Origin of the sequence: Paenisporosarcina sp. TG20, from assembly GCF_000286315.1 — a bacterium.
GTDB lineage: Bacteria > Bacillota > Bacilli > Bacillales_A > Planococcaceae > Paenisporosarcina.
This window is the reverse complement of the sequence record NZ_ALJG01000263.1, coordinates 1-14,759: the sequence shown is the minus strand read 5'-3', so window position 1 is coordinate 14,759 and position 14,759 is coordinate 1. Positions and strand designations below refer to the sequence as shown.

At 36.9% G+C, this 14,759-nt stretch carries 14 protein-coding genes; 4 read left to right on the top strand and 10 right to left on the bottom strand.

Features of this window, described 5'->3' with window-relative positions; translation table 11 throughout:
• The 5 genes from B371_RS24015 to B371_RS0107520 form a co-directional block, all read right to left on the bottom strand.
• A partial coding sequence (locus B371_RS24015) for a hypothetical protein (protein WP_237721513.1) occupies nucleotides 1-264 on the bottom strand: 264 nt, incomplete at its 3' end.
• Nucleotides 265-732: 468 nt separating this feature from the next.
• A complete protein-coding gene (locus tag B371_RS0107535) occupies nucleotides 733-1,305 on the bottom strand; it encodes a hypothetical protein (RefSeq protein ID WP_019413698.1) in 573 nt (190 codons plus the stop codon).
• 20 nt (nucleotides 1,306-1,325) lie between these two features.
• The gene (gene ispG, locus B371_RS0107530; protein WP_019413697.1) at nucleotides 1,326-2,453 is read right to left on the bottom strand and encodes a flavodoxin-dependent (E)-4-hydroxy-3-methylbut-2-enyl-diphosphate synthase; all 1,128 of its coding nucleotides are present in this window, start codon (nucleotides 2,451-2,453) and stop codon (nucleotides 1,326-1,328) included.
• 92 nt (nucleotides 2,454-2,545) lie between these two features.
• Nucleotides 2,546-2,878: a hypothetical protein gene (locus B371_RS0107525; RefSeq protein WP_019413696.1), complete on the bottom strand. Its 333-nt coding sequence runs from the start codon at nucleotides 2,876-2,878 to the stop codon at nucleotides 2,546-2,548.
• A gap of 51 nt (nucleotides 2,879-2,929) precedes the next feature.
• Nucleotides 2,930-3,436 carry a DUF1189 family protein gene (locus B371_RS0107520; RefSeq protein ID WP_237721512.1) on the bottom strand — a complete coding sequence of 169 codons (507 nt, stop codon included), beginning with the start codon at nucleotides 3,434-3,436 and terminating at the stop codon, nucleotides 2,930-2,932.
• A gap of 187 nt (nucleotides 3,437-3,623) precedes the next feature.
• On the opposite strand from B371_RS0107520, the gene B371_RS0107515 reads away from it, so the two are divergent.
• The 4 genes from B371_RS0107515 (at nucleotide 3,624) to B371_RS0107500 (ending at nucleotide 8,946) form a co-directional block, all read left to right on the top strand.
• Nucleotides 3,624-5,255: a Na/Pi cotransporter family protein gene (locus B371_RS0107515; RefSeq protein WP_019413694.1), complete on the top strand. Its 1,632-nt coding sequence runs from the start codon at nucleotides 3,624-3,626 to the stop codon at nucleotides 5,253-5,255.
• 83 nt (nucleotides 5,256-5,338) lie between these two features.
• The gene (locus tag B371_RS0107510; protein ID WP_019413693.1) at nucleotides 5,339-5,818 is read left to right on the top strand and encodes a DUF456 domain-containing protein; all 480 of its coding nucleotides are present in this window, start codon (nucleotides 5,339-5,341) and stop codon (nucleotides 5,816-5,818) included.
• A gap of 117 nt (nucleotides 5,819-5,935) precedes the next feature.
• Nucleotides 5,936-6,544: a superoxide dismutase gene (locus tag B371_RS0107505; protein ID WP_019413692.1), complete on the top strand. Its 609-nt coding sequence runs from the start codon at nucleotides 5,936-5,938 to the stop codon at nucleotides 6,542-6,544.
• Nucleotides 6,545-6,747: 203 nt separating this feature from the next.
• Nucleotides 6,748-8,946, top strand: a complete 2,199-nt coding sequence (locus B371_RS0107500) for a penicillin-binding protein 2 (RefSeq protein WP_019413691.1) — start codon at nucleotides 6,748-6,750, stop codon at nucleotides 8,944-8,946.
• A 409-nt stretch (nucleotides 8,947-9,355) separates the two neighbouring features.
• Here B371_RS0107500 and phoU read toward each other — a convergent pair whose 3' ends face one another.
• The 5 genes from phoU to B371_RS0107475 form a co-directional block, all read right to left on the bottom strand.
• Nucleotides 9,356-10,015, bottom strand: coding sequence for a phosphate signaling complex protein PhoU (gene phoU / locus B371_RS0107495; RefSeq protein ID WP_019413690.1), 660 nt, complete (start codon nucleotides 10,013-10,015; stop codon nucleotides 9,356-9,358).
• Between the two features lie 19 nt (nucleotides 10,016-10,034).
• Nucleotides 10,035-10,808 carry a phosphate ABC transporter ATP-binding protein PstB gene (pstB, locus tag B371_RS0107490; RefSeq protein ID WP_019413689.1) on the bottom strand — a complete coding sequence of 258 codons (774 nt, stop codon included), beginning with the start codon at nucleotides 10,806-10,808 and terminating at the stop codon, nucleotides 10,035-10,037.
• A 42-nt stretch (nucleotides 10,809-10,850) separates the two neighbouring features.
• A complete protein-coding gene (gene pstA / locus B371_RS0107485; protein ID WP_019413688.1) occupies nucleotides 10,851-11,729 on the bottom strand; it encodes a phosphate ABC transporter permease PstA in 879 nt (292 codons plus the stop codon).
• A gap of 1 nt (nucleotide 11,730) precedes the next feature.
• On the bottom strand, nucleotides 11,731-12,663 hold the full coding sequence (pstC, locus tag B371_RS0107480; protein WP_019413687.1) for a phosphate ABC transporter permease subunit PstC: 933 nt from the start codon (nucleotides 12,661-12,663) through the stop codon (nucleotides 11,731-11,733).
• Nucleotides 12,664-12,735: 72 nt separating this feature from the next.
• A complete protein-coding gene (locus B371_RS0107475; protein WP_019413686.1) occupies nucleotides 12,736-13,689 on the bottom strand; it encodes a PstS family phosphate ABC transporter substrate-binding protein in 954 nt (317 codons plus the stop codon).
• Nucleotides 13,690-14,759: the final 1,070 nt, after the last annotated feature.

Below are 14,759 nucleotides of genomic sequence, written 5' to 3'. Positions count from 1 at the left end.
TTGCCACATGATGTGGCGTCCGTAGCCTTGTTCAATTAGCGCTCCACTGCGAGGTTTCGCCTGTTCCGCTGATCCCGTAGGAAAGAACAGGACCAAAGGGAATTTGGACCTGTTCTTTGCGACGAAGCTAGCGCAGCGATGCAGGAGCAGATGTTTTTCGCCACCTTCCGCTGCAAATAAGTAAATGTTTTCGAATTGATCATAAAAGAAAATACAACTTAAAAAGAAGGGAGTGCAGAAAGTCACTGGTACTTTAAATAACATCAAAATGTCCATATACGGGCTTAGATTAAAGGTCTATTGGTTTGAAATCAATGGATGCACCACCTACATTTACTTAATTTTAATATATAGGAAAGGAACCCTTTAAAAGTTGTAAAATCATTTTCATTAGGGTTAGCTGATCCTAGTGGATTTACGTTCCAGGCAGCGACTCCAGCGGGAAAAGCATGAGCTGAAGGCCCCGCAGGAACGCAGTGACGAGGAGACTGAAGCCGTGCCCGCGGAACGCGTCTGCCTGGAACGGAAATCTAAGGATTCTACGAGAAAAATGCGAGCATAGGAACGAAATCTTTCCCATGCTCGCATTGATGTTCCGAAGAGGACTTTTTCAGTGCCCTCCTAAATATAGGTGTATGCAAAAAAGGACAGTTCCAGCAATTGGATTAGTTTTCATATTAGATAGTGAAAATTAGTAAAAGGCACATGAATAAATTCATGTGCCTTTTCTGTTTATTTGATTAAGAAGGAATGTTGTATCCATGCATCGGCTTCTAGCCAATTGTTCACACGAATAACTCCATTTGGGACAGGTTGTTGGTTATAAGGAGTATTGAACAACAAAACGGGAATATTCAATTCTTCAGTAATACCTACAGCATTGTCATGCTTATCTTCAAAGAAGACATCAATGGCATGGTTTTTCACCGTTTGAATTTTATTATGTGTCCCAATCAATTCGATGTGATCGTATTGGATGTTTTGTTCAATAAACCATTGCAACGTCACATCCCGCACATTATCACCACGTGCTGAAATGAAATATATTTCATGTTCTTTTTTCCACTCCGTCAAAATGGCATGTGCATCAGCTTGGATTGGAGAAGTAGCATAAATCTCAGGTTCAGCTAATTTAAACCATTTGTAAAAATCCTCTGCAGAGACTGGAAATGCTTTAGTTAAATCATATTCTTTAATATCATCCAGTACTAAGTTACAGGAAAAAGCTTTATTGATGTGTGGCAGTAGAGAAGTAGGACAGGTTACGGTCCCATCAATATCAATTCCAAATCGGTAGTTTGACATATGACCATTCCTTTTTATACCTAATTTTCTAGCGCTTCTTTTTCTAGTGCCTCTTTTTCTAATGCTTGTTTATCATAGTATTGTTGTGCGATTATATCTATTTCTTTCTTTAACTCATCAACCATTGTTGCTTCAGGCACTTTACGAACGGTTTTTCCGTGCATAAAGAGTAAACCTTCTCCACGAGCCCCAGCAATTCCGATATCGGCTTCTCGTGCTTCCCCAGGACCATTTACTGCACAACCAAGGACAGCGACTTTAATAGGTGCCTTAATAGTTGAAATATAATCTTCTACTTCATTAGCAATGGTTATCAAATCAATTTCGATACGTCCACAAGTTGGGCAAGAAATTAAAGTAGCTGCATTAGACGAAAGACCGAATACCTTTAACATTTCTCTTGCAACTTTTACTTCTTCAACTGGATCAGCACTTAAAGATACTCTGAGTGTATTTCCTATACCATGACTTAACAAAGCACCAAGTCCCGCGGCACTTTTGATTGACCCATTAACCAAAGTTCCGGATTCTGTTATTCCAAGATGAAGAGGGTAATCGAATGCTTGTGATGCTTTAACATACGCTTCGATTGCCAAACTAACATCAGAGGCTTTTAAGGATACGATAATATCATGAAAGTCCAAGTCTTCTAATATTTTAATATGATGCAGTGCACTTTCAACCATTCCTTCAGCAGTTGGAAAGCCGTACTTTTCAATAATTTTGCGTTCAAGTGACCCTGCGTTTACTCCAATGCGTATTGGTATACCTTTTGCTTTTGCAGCATTGACGACAGCTTCTACTTTCTCGCGGCGACCAATATTACCTGGGTTTATGCGGATTTTATCTGCACCATTTTCAATTGCTTTTAATGCTAATTTATAATCAAAATGAATATCCACAACTAGTGGAATATTTATGCGTTTTTTAATATCAGCAATAGCATCAGCTGCTCGTTCATCCGGGCATGCAACACGAACAATTTGACAACCCGCTTCTTCTAAACGCAGAATTTCTGCAACGGTTGCGTCAACATCGTGTGTTTTGGTTGTTGTCATACTCTGTATGAATAATTCATTGCTACCACCAATGGTTAAATTACCAACACGAACTGGACGAGTTTTGGAACGGTGAATAATTTCACTCATGAAAATTCTCTCCTTTTGGGGCTACAGCCATCATTACTCCTTATTTTAGCAGGCATCAAAAGGAAAAGACAACAAAAAACGTTCTTTGTTAATTAAGAACAAGTTGATTCTGTGTCTTTGTATACCGGAACCTTAACCAATTCTCCAGGTTGTAATAGTTGATTGCGTAAATGGGGGTTCTCTTTGTAGAAAGCCTCTAACCGCTCAGGGAAGCTTACCCAAACTTCAGATGGATACACTCCGAACAAAGCAAGGACAGTGTCCCCTTCGAGAGTTTGAACATGGAATACCTCATATTTATTTGGTTCAACGCAAACTGATTCAGGTTGTGTAAATGAAGCAAGGGAAATTGTACCATCCATTAAATCAACTTTTATAATATAAGAAAACACCAATATTAAGATAGCTAGTCCAATTATGCGCATAAAGAATTCCCCCTTAATTAGAAATGTATTCTTAATTAAGAGAAGATATTCTTATTTCTTGGGATAATATTTCAGCGCAAACGTTAAATAGATAACACAAGTTAAAGTTGTAATCATTAGGATCCATCCATCTGTTATACCAACATAAAGTAAAACGATTGATAGAACGGTTGGAATTGTATATGAAAAAACTGTAGAACGCCAAACATGTCTGTATTCACCTCGACGTTTCAGAATCTTTAAGATGTACATCCCAAGGAATGCCATAAGACTAATTCGAATAAATAATAATAAAGTAGACATTATAAATTGAACAACAAAGGCAAAAGGATATAGAATCCATTTTTTATTTTCTAAATAGGTGAATAAACCTTCAATTGAAGTAGAATCTTCTTTAAGTCCTGTGGTAAAGTGTATAAATGATAAGATAGATAATATGAAGACAAAAATAAACACGTATTGTATGACCTTACCAATGGGTAAAAGCCGAAAAGCTGCGATTTTTTTGGGACTAGTTATTGAAAATATAAATATCTTGGCTAAAGACAAGTGAATCACTCCTTATATCTATATCATACTACTTTCAAACTGTAGTTTAAGAAAATTATTGAACAAGTTCAGAACAATAATATCCTCGGATATTAAGTTATTGTAAATTTTATATAAATGTTCTTTACAATTGCTAGTTAAACTATCCATAATGAGTATTGTTGATAATTGTCGAAATAGGAGTTGAGGTTTATAAATGGAAATTAATTGGCAGGAAATGCTGTTTCAATTCTTCGGAGGACTTGGAATTTTCTTGTTCTCTATTAAATACATGGGTGATGGTCTTCAAAAATCAGCAGGTGATAAACTGCGAAATATTTTAGACAGATTTACCACCAATCCATTCATGGGTGTCTTAGTAGGAATTGTTGTTACTGTCCTGTTACAAACCAGTACAGGTACAACAGTCATTACAATAGGACTTGTTAGTGCTGGATTTATGACGTTACGTCAGGCAATCGGTGTTATCATGGGTGCTAATATTGGTACAACTGTTACTGCTTTTATTATTGGTATTGATATTGGAGCTTACGCATTGCCAATTATGGCAGTAGGGGCATTTTGTATTTTCTTTTTAAAGAAAAATTATTTCCAAAACTTAGGAGAAGTAATTTTTGGTTTCGGTGGTTTATTCCTTGGGTTGGAGTTGATGACGGGTGGTATGAAACCCCTCCGAGAACTTCCCGCATTTATTGACTTGACTGTAAGTATGAGTGACTATCCTCTTCTGGGTGTAGTAATAGGAACAGTGTTCACATTAATTGTTCAAAGTTCTAGTGCTACTGTCGGAATTCTCCAAGGATTATATTCAGAAGGAATATTAACTCTTGATTCATCACTGCCGGTTCTATTCGGAGATAATATTGGGACAACCATTACGGCTATTCTAGCTTCCATAGGTGCTTCTGTTGCGGCTCGTCGCGCAGCTGCAACTCATGTGTTATTTAATGTAGTGGGAACACTTATATTCTTAATTATCTTAATACCATTCACCATGTATATAGAGTGGTTAAGTGGAGTGTTAGGGTTAGAAGCAAAAATGCAAATTGCATTTGCTCACGGAACATTTAATGTTGCAAATACCCTTATTCAATTCCCGTTAATTGGTGTTTGGGCATATGTGGTTACCAAATTAATCCCAGGTGATGAAATAACAATTGAATATAAACCAAAACATTTAGATCCACATTTTATTCAAACTGCCCCTTCTATCGCAATTGGACAAGCGAAAGAGGAAATACTCCGAATGGGGTACTTTAGTGTGCAAGGAATGGAAGAAACGTTTGAGTACTTAAAAACGAAAAACAAAAAACATGCAGAAACAGGTTATCAATTAGAAGGTGCGATAAATAACTTGGATCATAAAATCACTGATTACTTGGTGAAAATCTCTGCTGAATCAATTTCAAGTGCAGATTCAACACGTCATATCATGTTAATGGAAACGGTTCGTGATATTGAGCGAGTAGGCGATCACTTTGAAAACATTATTGAGCTAATTGACTATCAAGTAGCAAACCGTCTTAATTTAACTGATAATGCAATGGAAGACTTGACTGAAATGTTTACTTTAACAATAGGAACGGTTAAGAAGGCTTTAGATTCTCTAGACATAAACAGTCAAGAACTAGCACGAGAAGTTGCTGAACAAGAGGACTTAATTGATAAAATGGAACGCCAATTCCGTAAAAAACATATCTTACGACTTAATGAAGGCACATGTGTACCTCAAGCTGGAATTGTCTTTGTTGATATAGTTAGTAATTTAGAACGTATTGGAGACCATGCTGTAAACATTGCAGAAGCGGTATTAGGAAAAAGAGCTTAAATAAGTAATTCTCCTCGAGTGCTTTACATCTATAAAGATGTAAGGCAATCTAAAGAGGAGAATTTTTTTATTGGAGGTTTAATATGGAATTCATTGGCTGGTTTATTATTATTTTATGCTTTATCATTGGGTTCATCGGACTAATCTACCCCATCATTCCATCTGTACTCTTTATTTTAGCGGGATTTTTATTGTATGGAGTATTTTTTTCATTTACTGAATTGCCATGGTGGTTTTGGTTAATTCAAGCCTTGTTTGTTATTTTGCTTTTTGGAGCAGATATGATGGCTAATGCATTTGGAATTAAAAAGTTTGGGGGCAGCACAGCGGGGATTTGGGGAAGTACGATTGGATTGTTAATTGGTCCGTTTATTTTCCCTTTCATTGGTATACTCATTGGACCATTTATTGGGGCGATTGCTGCGGAGTTACTAATGAAACGAACATCTATTAAACAAGCAATTAAAATAGGTTTTGGTTCAGTAATCGGGTTTATAACATCAGTTGCTACAAAAGGTGTAATTCAAATAGTGATGATTGCAATATTCGTTTTAGCGGTGTGAATTCAGTCTAAAGGCTGAATTTACAAAAATACGTCTTTAATATTTGAACGAAAGAACTAAGTTTGATACGCTATTAATTGTAAAGATTAATAATGAAAATATTAGGAGGAAAATAACATGGCTTATGAATTACCACAATTACCTTACGAGTATGACGCACTTGAACCTCACATTGACAAAGAAACAATGAACATTCATCACTCAAAGCATCACAATGCTTATGTAACAAACTTGAATAATGCACTTGCAGGTCACGATGACCTTCTTAGCAAATCAGTTGAAGAGTTAATTGCTAACTTAGATGCAGTTCCTGAAGCTGCACGTACTGCAGTACGTAACAATGGTGGCGGACATGCCAACCACTCTTTATTTTGGAAATTATTATCATCTAACGGTGGTGGAAATCCATCTGGCGCTTTAGCTAAAGCAATTGATGATAAATTTGGTAGTTTTGATGCATTTAAAGAAGAATTCACAAAAGCTGCAACAACACGTTTCGGATCTGGTTGGGCGTGGTTGTCACTTAGTAATGGTGAATTAGCATTGACTTCTACACCAAATCAAGATTCTCCAGTTATGGAAGGGAATACACCTTTACTTGGCTTAGACGTTTGGGAACATGCTTATTACCTAAACTACCAAAACCGTCGTCCTGATTATATTAAAGCTTTCTGGAATGTAGTAAACTGGGAAGAAGTTTCAAACCGTTACGAATCTGCAAAATAAGAATCTACTTTAGTTTGAATTCTTTAAGCATAGACTAAAACAATGTTCTACAAATTAGATATGTAAAAATGATTCATAGCGACTCAAAAACTAAAACTAAATGAATTAAATAAAACACACACTCCTTTCATCAAAGGAGTGTGTGTTTTTCTTGAAAATGATATACTATATAAAGTTAGAAAGCTAGAAGGAGGATGCTTGAATTGCGCAAAATATCAAAAAAAAGAGCTGCCAGTGCTAAAGCGAAGCTACGTACTAATACTGTATTTCGTATGAATATCCTCTTTTTTACTATCTTTTTGTTATTTTCTATCCTCATCTTACGCCTCGGGTTTTTGCAAATTGTTCAAGGAGAAGAGTATGTTCGTACTTTAGAACGCACTGAGGAAGTTTCTGTTAATTCAAGTGTTCCTAGAGGTCGGATTTATGATAGTGTTGGTCGTGTTTTAGTGGATAATGAACCTAAAAATGCTATAACTTATACTAAATTACAAACAACCAAACAAGGAGAAATGCTTACAATCGCTAAAAAGCTAGCTACAATGATCGTGAAAAAAACTGATAGTATAACGACTAGGGATAAGCAAGATCATTGGATTAGGTTAAATTTAGATGCTGCGAATGAAAAAGTATCTACTAAAGAAAAAAATAAGTTGATCGCGGATGAATTGTCTCAATCTGATATTCAGCGTAAAATTGATGCAATGGTAAGAGAACGTATTACCGAAGAAGAACTTGCTAGTATAACAGAGCAAGAATTAGAAGTGTTAGCAATTTATCGAGAGATGTCTTCTGGCTATGCTTTATCACCTCAAATTATTACTAGTGATAATGTTACCCCTGAAGAGTTTGCTCGTGTATCAGAACATTTAGGTGAATTAAATGGAGTGAATACGACAACTGACTGGGTACGTGTTCCAATGTCGACTTTGTCTATTTTAGGTCGTACGACTTCTCCGACAGAAGGTATTCCAAAAGATTCACTTAGCTATTTTTTAGCACGCAATTACTCACGCAATGATCGTGTCGGTAAAAGCAATATAGAACAACAATATGAGGAAATTTTACAAGGTCAAAAAAGTGTTGTTAAAAATATTACGAATGGAAAAGGGACAGTTAAAGAAACACAGACTGTTTTTGAAGGTCAACCAGGTAAAGACTTAGTTTTAACCATTGATAGTGAAATGCAAGCAAAAATGGAAAGTTTAGTAGAAGCTAAGATGGTAGAAATGAAACGACAAAGAGGTTCACATTTACTAGATCGTACATTTGTTGTCATTTTGGACCCTAATACAGGAGAAGTTCTTTCGATCGTTGGTAAACAATTTGGTGAAGATCCTGATACAGGTAAGCGAATTATTAATGACTATGCATTTGGCACATTTACATCTGCATATGAGATTGGTTCAACCATCAAACCGGCAACTGTTCTAACTGGATATGATCAAGGAGTTATTCAAATGAATGAAACAATGATTGATGAGCCAATAACAATTGCAGGATCTAACCCAAAAAGTTCTGTTTTCAATCGTAACTCCAAAATTGCAATGACAGACTTAGAAGCATTAGAACGATCTTCAAACGTCTACATGTTTAAAATAGGTTTCAGATTGGCCAACGCAATTTACCGATATAAAAAGCCAATAGATATTGATTCCGATGCGTATGGTGTTTTACGTAATTCTTATTCACAATTTGGACTAGGTGTTACTACAGGTATTGACTTACCAAATGAATCAGCAGGTATCACTGGTGGAGAACAAACGGAGAAATTTTTAGATTTGACAATAGGACAATTTGATACCTATACGCCTCTCCAAATGGCCCAATATGTATCGACTATTGCAAATGACGGCTATCGAATAAAGCCCCATGTTGTCAAAGAAATCAGAGACCCTTCTACAGATGGAGTAACTATGGGTCCTTTAGTAACTGAGATTGGTCCAACTGTATTAAATCGAATTAATAATACACAAGCACAAATTGATCAAATTAAACGTGGGATGAACAGAGTCTATTTTGGTAGTCAAGGTTCCGCAAAAGCATATTTCGGGGATGCCCCTTATGATGCAGCAGGAAAAACTGGAAGTGCTGAAGTAGTGTACCGTGGTCCTAACCGTGAATATTGGGGTAACGGAACCATTGATTCCATTAATTCGACACATATTGGATTTGCTCCTTATAACAATCCTGAAATTGCATATGCTGTCGTGATTCCTTGGGCACCTTATTATAATGGTGAATATGAAAGTACAGCGACAATTTTAGCACGTGAAGTAGTAGATGCTTATTTTGCCCTTAAAAAGAAAAATGGTGCAACGGAAGAAGCTGAATCTACAACCATACAATCTATTAAACCTGCGTTTTCAGATACCATAATCGAGGAAGATATAGAAAACTAATAATTAAATATCGGGTCTATCCAAAAGTCAAAGTATAAACTTTTGGATAGACTTTTTTTGTGTAACTAAATTCACAAAAATAAAAGCGAAAAGAGCAACTTTCACTTTGAATAAAAGAGTCAAAAGTTCTTTTAGGATCTATACGTAAAACTAGCACAACTGACGGCCATGCTCAAAGAAAATTAAGATGTTAGAAAACAAAAAGGAAACAGTCAAAATTTCTTTGACTGTCTCCTTTAATATTAAACTTACCTTATATCGTTCTTAATAAGAGGAACTTTCCTATCATGCGCTTGAAATATAAGACCGGTATTTATCCGGACTCGATAGCTATGATGTAGCCAAAGTATGGAGTATCTTTAGTTGGAAATATCGGCTATCACACAAGTTCTCTCTAAAGAACTGTGAATTAATTGTTTAAATCTACCTTCTTGCCTTTAACCATGTAGATGGTGTTCTCTGCAATATTAGTTACATGGTCGCCTGCGCGTTCGAGGTACCGACAAACAAGTAATAATTGCATAACCTGCTCAATATGTGAGACATCTTTTGTAACAATGGCGATTAATTCTTCAATCGATTCTTTATAGAGTGCATCGATTTGATCATCAATTCTGGCAGAAGTGAGGGCAAGCTCAACATCTTCGTACTTATAAGCATCAATGGTATTAGTCAGCATCTTATTTACCAATACTCCCATTTTCGGTACGTTTATAAGTGGTTTCACCAAATCGGTTTTGCCGATTCTTTGCGTGGACTTCGCGATATTAACTGCAAAGTCAGCGATGCGTTCAATATCATTTGAAATTTTCAAGGAAACTATGATTTTTCTCAAATCAGTAGCGAGTGGCTGTTCTTTTGCAATTAATAAAATCGCTTTTTCGTTGATCTGTTCTTCAAAATTGTTGATGGCTTTATCGTTTTCAATGATTGAACTAGCCAATTCCAAGTCTTGATTTTTTAAACTATCGATGGACATTGTTAACGCTTCACGAGTCATCCCCGCCATTATTTTTATATCTTCACGCAAATCATTTAAGCTTTTTTCATAATTACTGCGTATTGGCATAAATATCCCTCCATTTCAATTATCCGAAACGTCCAGTTATATAGTCTTCAGTTCTTTTATCCTCCGGTGTGGAGAACAATTTATCTGTATCGCTCATTTCGATCACTTCTCCGTTTAAGAAGAAGGCTGTTCGATCTGAAATACGTGCAGCTTGTTGCATATTATGCGTAACAATGACAATTGTGTAGTCTTTTTTCAATTCTCTTACAAGTTCTTCAACTTTCAGAGTGGAAATTGGATCTAGGGCTGAAGTTGGTTCGTCCATTAAGATCACATCAGGCTCGATTGCCAAACAGCGTGCTATACAGATACGTTGCTGTTGTCCGCCTGATAATCCATACGCATTTTCATCGAGACGATCTTTTACTTCATCCCAAATAGCAGCACCTTTTAAACTTTTCTCTACGATAGCATCTAAATCCTGCTTTTTTTTAATTCCGTGGATTCTCGGACCGTATGCAACATTTTCGTAAATGGATTTTGGGAAGGGGTTCGGCTTTTGGAAAACCATCCCCACTCGTGTTCTAAGTTCTTCAACCATGTATTTTGATTCAAAAATTCCTTGTCCATGGTAATTAATCGTTCCAGAAATATTTACTGAAGGTACCATTTCAACCATACGGTTTAATGTTTTAATAAATGTTGATTTACCGCAACCAGATGGACCAATAATTGCAGTGACCTGATTTCGGGCAATATCCATATTTATATTTTTTAGAGCATGAGTGTTTCCGTACCATAGATTTAAATTTTCTACATTAAAAACTGTTTCCTCTTTAGTTGGTGATGTCATAATAATTCCTCCAAACCTTTATATAAAGTTGATTGTTCACAGTTAATACCTTTTCGTGAACTTATTTCGAATATAGACAGCGATTGAGTTCATAATGATTAGCATAATCATCAATACGATGATGCCTGCAGCTGCGACTGCCTGGAAGGCTTCTTGAGGTCGCCCTGTCCAGTTGAAGATTTGAATCGGCATTACTGTAAATTGCGACATAAGGTTTTCAGGTAAGAACGCGATATAGGTTAAAGCACCAATCATGATCAACGGTGCAGTTTCTCCAACAGCACGGGATAAAGCCAGGATATTACCTGTTAAAATCCCCGGAAGTGCAGAAGGGATGACGATACGAATGATTGTTTGCCATTTAGTGGCACCCATTGCAAACGATCCTTCACGTAAATGGCCGGGAACAGCCCGTATCGCTTCCTGTGAAGCCACAACAATAATGGGCAGTATCAATAAACTCATTGTTAATCCACCAGCGAGAACACTTCGTCCAAGCCCAAGTTCACGAACGAAAATGGTAAGTCCTAGTAAGCCGAACACGATAGATGGAACTCCTGCTAAATTAGCGATATTCATCTGAATCAAGCTTGTAAACTTACCTTTCTTTGCATACTCTTCTAAATAAATCGCGGTTCCCACCCCAAGAGTAAAGGCAATAGGAGCGGTTACTACCATGAGCCAAATTGTACCTACAAATGCGGATTTAATTCCCGCATCTTCTGCACGACGGGAAGCGAAACTCGTCATGAAATTCCAGTCTAGACTGCTTGCTCCTTGTGTAACAATTCGAATCAGCAAAACAGCAAGTGTAAGTAAAGCCAATCCGGTAGCAGCGATAAAAAGCCACTTGAAGAATTTATTGGAAGCCAATCGTCGTAAAATTCTTTTTTTAACTTTTTCATTATTTATCATTTGCATATTAATATACCTCCCTGAACTTGCGAGAGATGAAATAAGCTGCTAAGTTCATGATTAAAGTAAAGACGAAGAGAGTCATCCCAACAGCATAAATGCTATAGTATGCTGTTGTTCCGTATCCAGCGTCGCCCAGACTGATTTGTACGATATAAGCGGTCATGGTTTGGATAGCATTTGTGATATCAATGGCAGATGTTGGGTTCGCTCCGCCTGCAACAGTAACAATCATCGTTTCTCCTATGGCACGTGAAATCGCCAATACGATGGAAGCAATAATTCCGGAAAGGGCAGCAGGGAAGACAACCTTTATAGCCACTTCAAATTTAGTGGCACCCATTGCGTATGCACCTTCACGAATGGCGTTAGGAACAGCACTCATCGCATCTTCTGAAAGGGAGGCAATCATCGGGATAATCATGACTCCTACCACGATTCCAGGGCTTAATGCATTATAAATTGACAGACCAGGGATGATGTTCTGAAGGAGGGGAGTTACAAAAGTTAAAGCAAAAAACCCATAAACAATTGTTGGAACTCCGGCAAGAACTTCAAGAACTGGTTTTACAATTCTACGCATCCGATCCGATGCGTATTCACTCAAAAAGATAGCCGCTGCTAGTCCTAGCGGAAGTGCGACCAGTATGGCAATTGCAGCAATAGTCAAAGTACCTAATATTAGGGGACGAATTCCGAAGCTCGCGTTACTGTGCATCGGGTACCAATCAGGACTGGTGATAAATTCTAAAAATGAAACCTTAGAAAAGAAGTTAAACGTTTCAAATATTAAGGTAAAGACGATGCCAAAAGTGGTCAATACCGATATAATGGCACATAATAACAAGAATTTGGGCATGACCTTTTCAGTCACACCCCGGAAATTTGTTTTTGATGATTTATTTTCTTCTATCATTTCTCTAACAGTCTTACTGCTCATCTTATAATCCTCCTACCAAATTGCATGCAGAAAGGCAAGGTGGTTTTACCCACCTCACCATGTCTTCAGCAATTAATTTCCTGCAGCTTCTTCAATTTTTTCAGTATTCGCTTTATAATTTTCTTCAGGCAAATCTATATATCCAACTTCCAAAGCCAATTCGGCCACCACTTCATTCATGAATGTGACATAATCATACACTTCCGGTCGGCTCAACGATTCTTTGTTGACATACGTGAAAATCGGTCGGGATAAAGGAGCATATTCGCCACTATTGATTGTTTCAACAGTTGGCTCTACCGGACCTTCGCCATTATCAATTGGAACGATTTTCAGTGAGTCCTTGTTTTCAATGTAATACGCGAATCCGAAATAACCGATGGCATATTTACTGCCGGCTACCCCTGTAACCAAAACATTATCATCTTCTGAAAGTTGAGCATCTCGGCGGATATCTGATTCTCCAAGAATGACTTCTGACCAGTAATCAAATGTTCCGGAGTCTGTTCCAGGACTGAAAAATTCTATTTCTTCATCTGGCCATTCAGGACGAATGTCAGACCAAGTTTCAATCGACTCATCTGTCCACATTAAATTCAGTTCTTCTACTGTTAAGTTATCAACCCAATCATTTTCCGGGTTGACAATAACAGACAAGCCGTCATATGCAAGTTCAAGCTCTATATATTCAACACCATTTTCTTTCGCAATTGCTGCTTCTTCTTCTTTGATAGGACGGGAAGCATTACTTAAATCAGTTTCACCTTCTACAAAACGCTTAAACCCACCGCCTGTACCGGAAACCCCGACTGGCGCACGAACTTCAGGTTGTTCAGCTGTGTATTCTTCTGATACTGCTTCAAGGATAGGAAAAACAGTAGAAGATCCATCGATTGCTACATCTCCAGTTAATTGTCCAGCTCCGCCATTTTCACCATCTGTTTCGCTAGCTCCACCACATGCGGTCATTGCAAGTGTAGAAACAGTTAAAAGTGTTGATATTAAGAAGAATTTGCTGCGCTTCATTGTGTAAACCCCCTGATAATTTTTGTTTCTTACAAATAGAACTATAACAAGTGAATATTAAGGCACCATTGTAGTTTTGTAAATTTCATGTAAAGAATTTAATATCTTGATTATTCACATAGTGTTGGGTAAATATAACGTCTTCTCAAAAGTTCCATAGATCAAATGTATAAACCAAACACTTTCACCAAGTTGTTTCTAATTGGATATACAATAAAAAATCGATTTATATCTAAAACTAGCCCCTTTCTAAATTCTCAAAGTGTCTGTCACTTAAGTATTTTGCGCTTTTTTGGTTCTCGTACCAGTTAATGAGAAATGGAATCGCTTCTAACTCTCCAGTGTGATAACCTATCTTTTCTATACTTGAGAATAAGTAACACCCAAGTATGAAGTCTTTTCTGGTTCTATATTTTGTGACCTATTGTATCCTTGATGAGTAATAGCCAGCGCCCATAAGTTTAAAAAGTATCGAGTCAAATATGAGTATATCCTTTTAATGTCTAACTCATTCTAATGTTTAAAAAGAAGAGAACAAGTAGTTGGTTCAATTCATCAGTCTTGTTGAAAATCATTTCTGTACCATTAAAGTAACATTCAAAGAATTGCATTTGGTTTGTTAGGCACTCATCATGTTTGGTTCTATTGCTTTATCTAACGTGAGGTCAAAGTTTCTTTTAAGTAATCACTGATTCGAATAAATGAAAAAGACCCTGGACCCGAAGGTACCTAGAGCGCGATCATTAAATATATATATAATCAACCATTTTCATAAGCGTAAGGATGTTGATAAGTAAGAGTCATTTGATAATACGTTGGATTTGAACGGTAGTCATCTGGCAAGGTGGATGATCAAGGGAATAGCTGTTCTAAAGCGACTGGTTATCACTAGCATTGCATGAATTTTGACGAAATATTAAAAAGACTCAAAATGTTCAATAATCTAAATTTGCGCAAAGAAAAAGTCCTTTATAATGGATTAAGTCAGGTGGTAACCCGTCCAAATCCAATAAAAAAGGACCTAAGCATGGACAAGATTACACGAAAATTCACCAATAAATCTTCAACTT

Coding starts and splice junctions, on each gene's coding strand:
- B371_RS0107535 (WP_019413698.1), bottom strand. CDS start 1,305: ATGTCAAACTACCGATTTGGAATTGATATTGATGGGACCGTAACCTGT.
- ispG (WP_019413697.1), bottom strand. CDS start 2,453: ATGAGTGAAATTATTCACCGTTCCAAAACTCGTCCAGTTCGTGTTGGT.
- B371_RS0107525 (WP_019413696.1), bottom strand. CDS start 2,878: ATGCGCATAATTGGACTAGCTATCTTAATATTGGTGTTTTCTTATATT.
- B371_RS0107515 (WP_019413694.1), top strand. CDS start 3,624: ATGGAAATTAATTGGCAGGAAATGCTGTTTCAATTCTTCGGAGGACTT.
- B371_RS0107510 (WP_019413693.1), top strand. CDS start 5,339: ATGGAATTCATTGGCTGGTTTATTATTATTTTATGCTTTATCATTGGG.
- B371_RS0107505 (WP_019413692.1), top strand. CDS start 5,936: ATGGCTTATGAATTACCACAATTACCTTACGAGTATGACGCACTTGAA.
- phoU (WP_019413690.1), bottom strand. CDS start 10,015: ATGCCAATACGCAGTAATTATGAAAAAAGCTTAAATGATTTGCGTGAA.
- pstB (WP_019413689.1), bottom strand. CDS start 10,808: ATGACATCACCAACTAAAGAGGAAACAGTTTTTAATGTAGAAAATTTA.
- pstA (WP_019413688.1), bottom strand. CDS start 11,729: ATGCAAATGATAAATAATGAAAAAGTTAAAAAAAGAATTTTACGACGA.
- pstC (WP_019413687.1), bottom strand. CDS start 12,663: ATGAGCAGTAAGACTGTTAGAGAAATGATAGAAGAAAATAAATCATCA.
- B371_RS0107475 (WP_019413686.1), bottom strand. CDS start 13,689: ATGAAGCGCAGCAAATTCTTCTTAATATCAACACTTTTAACTGTTTCT.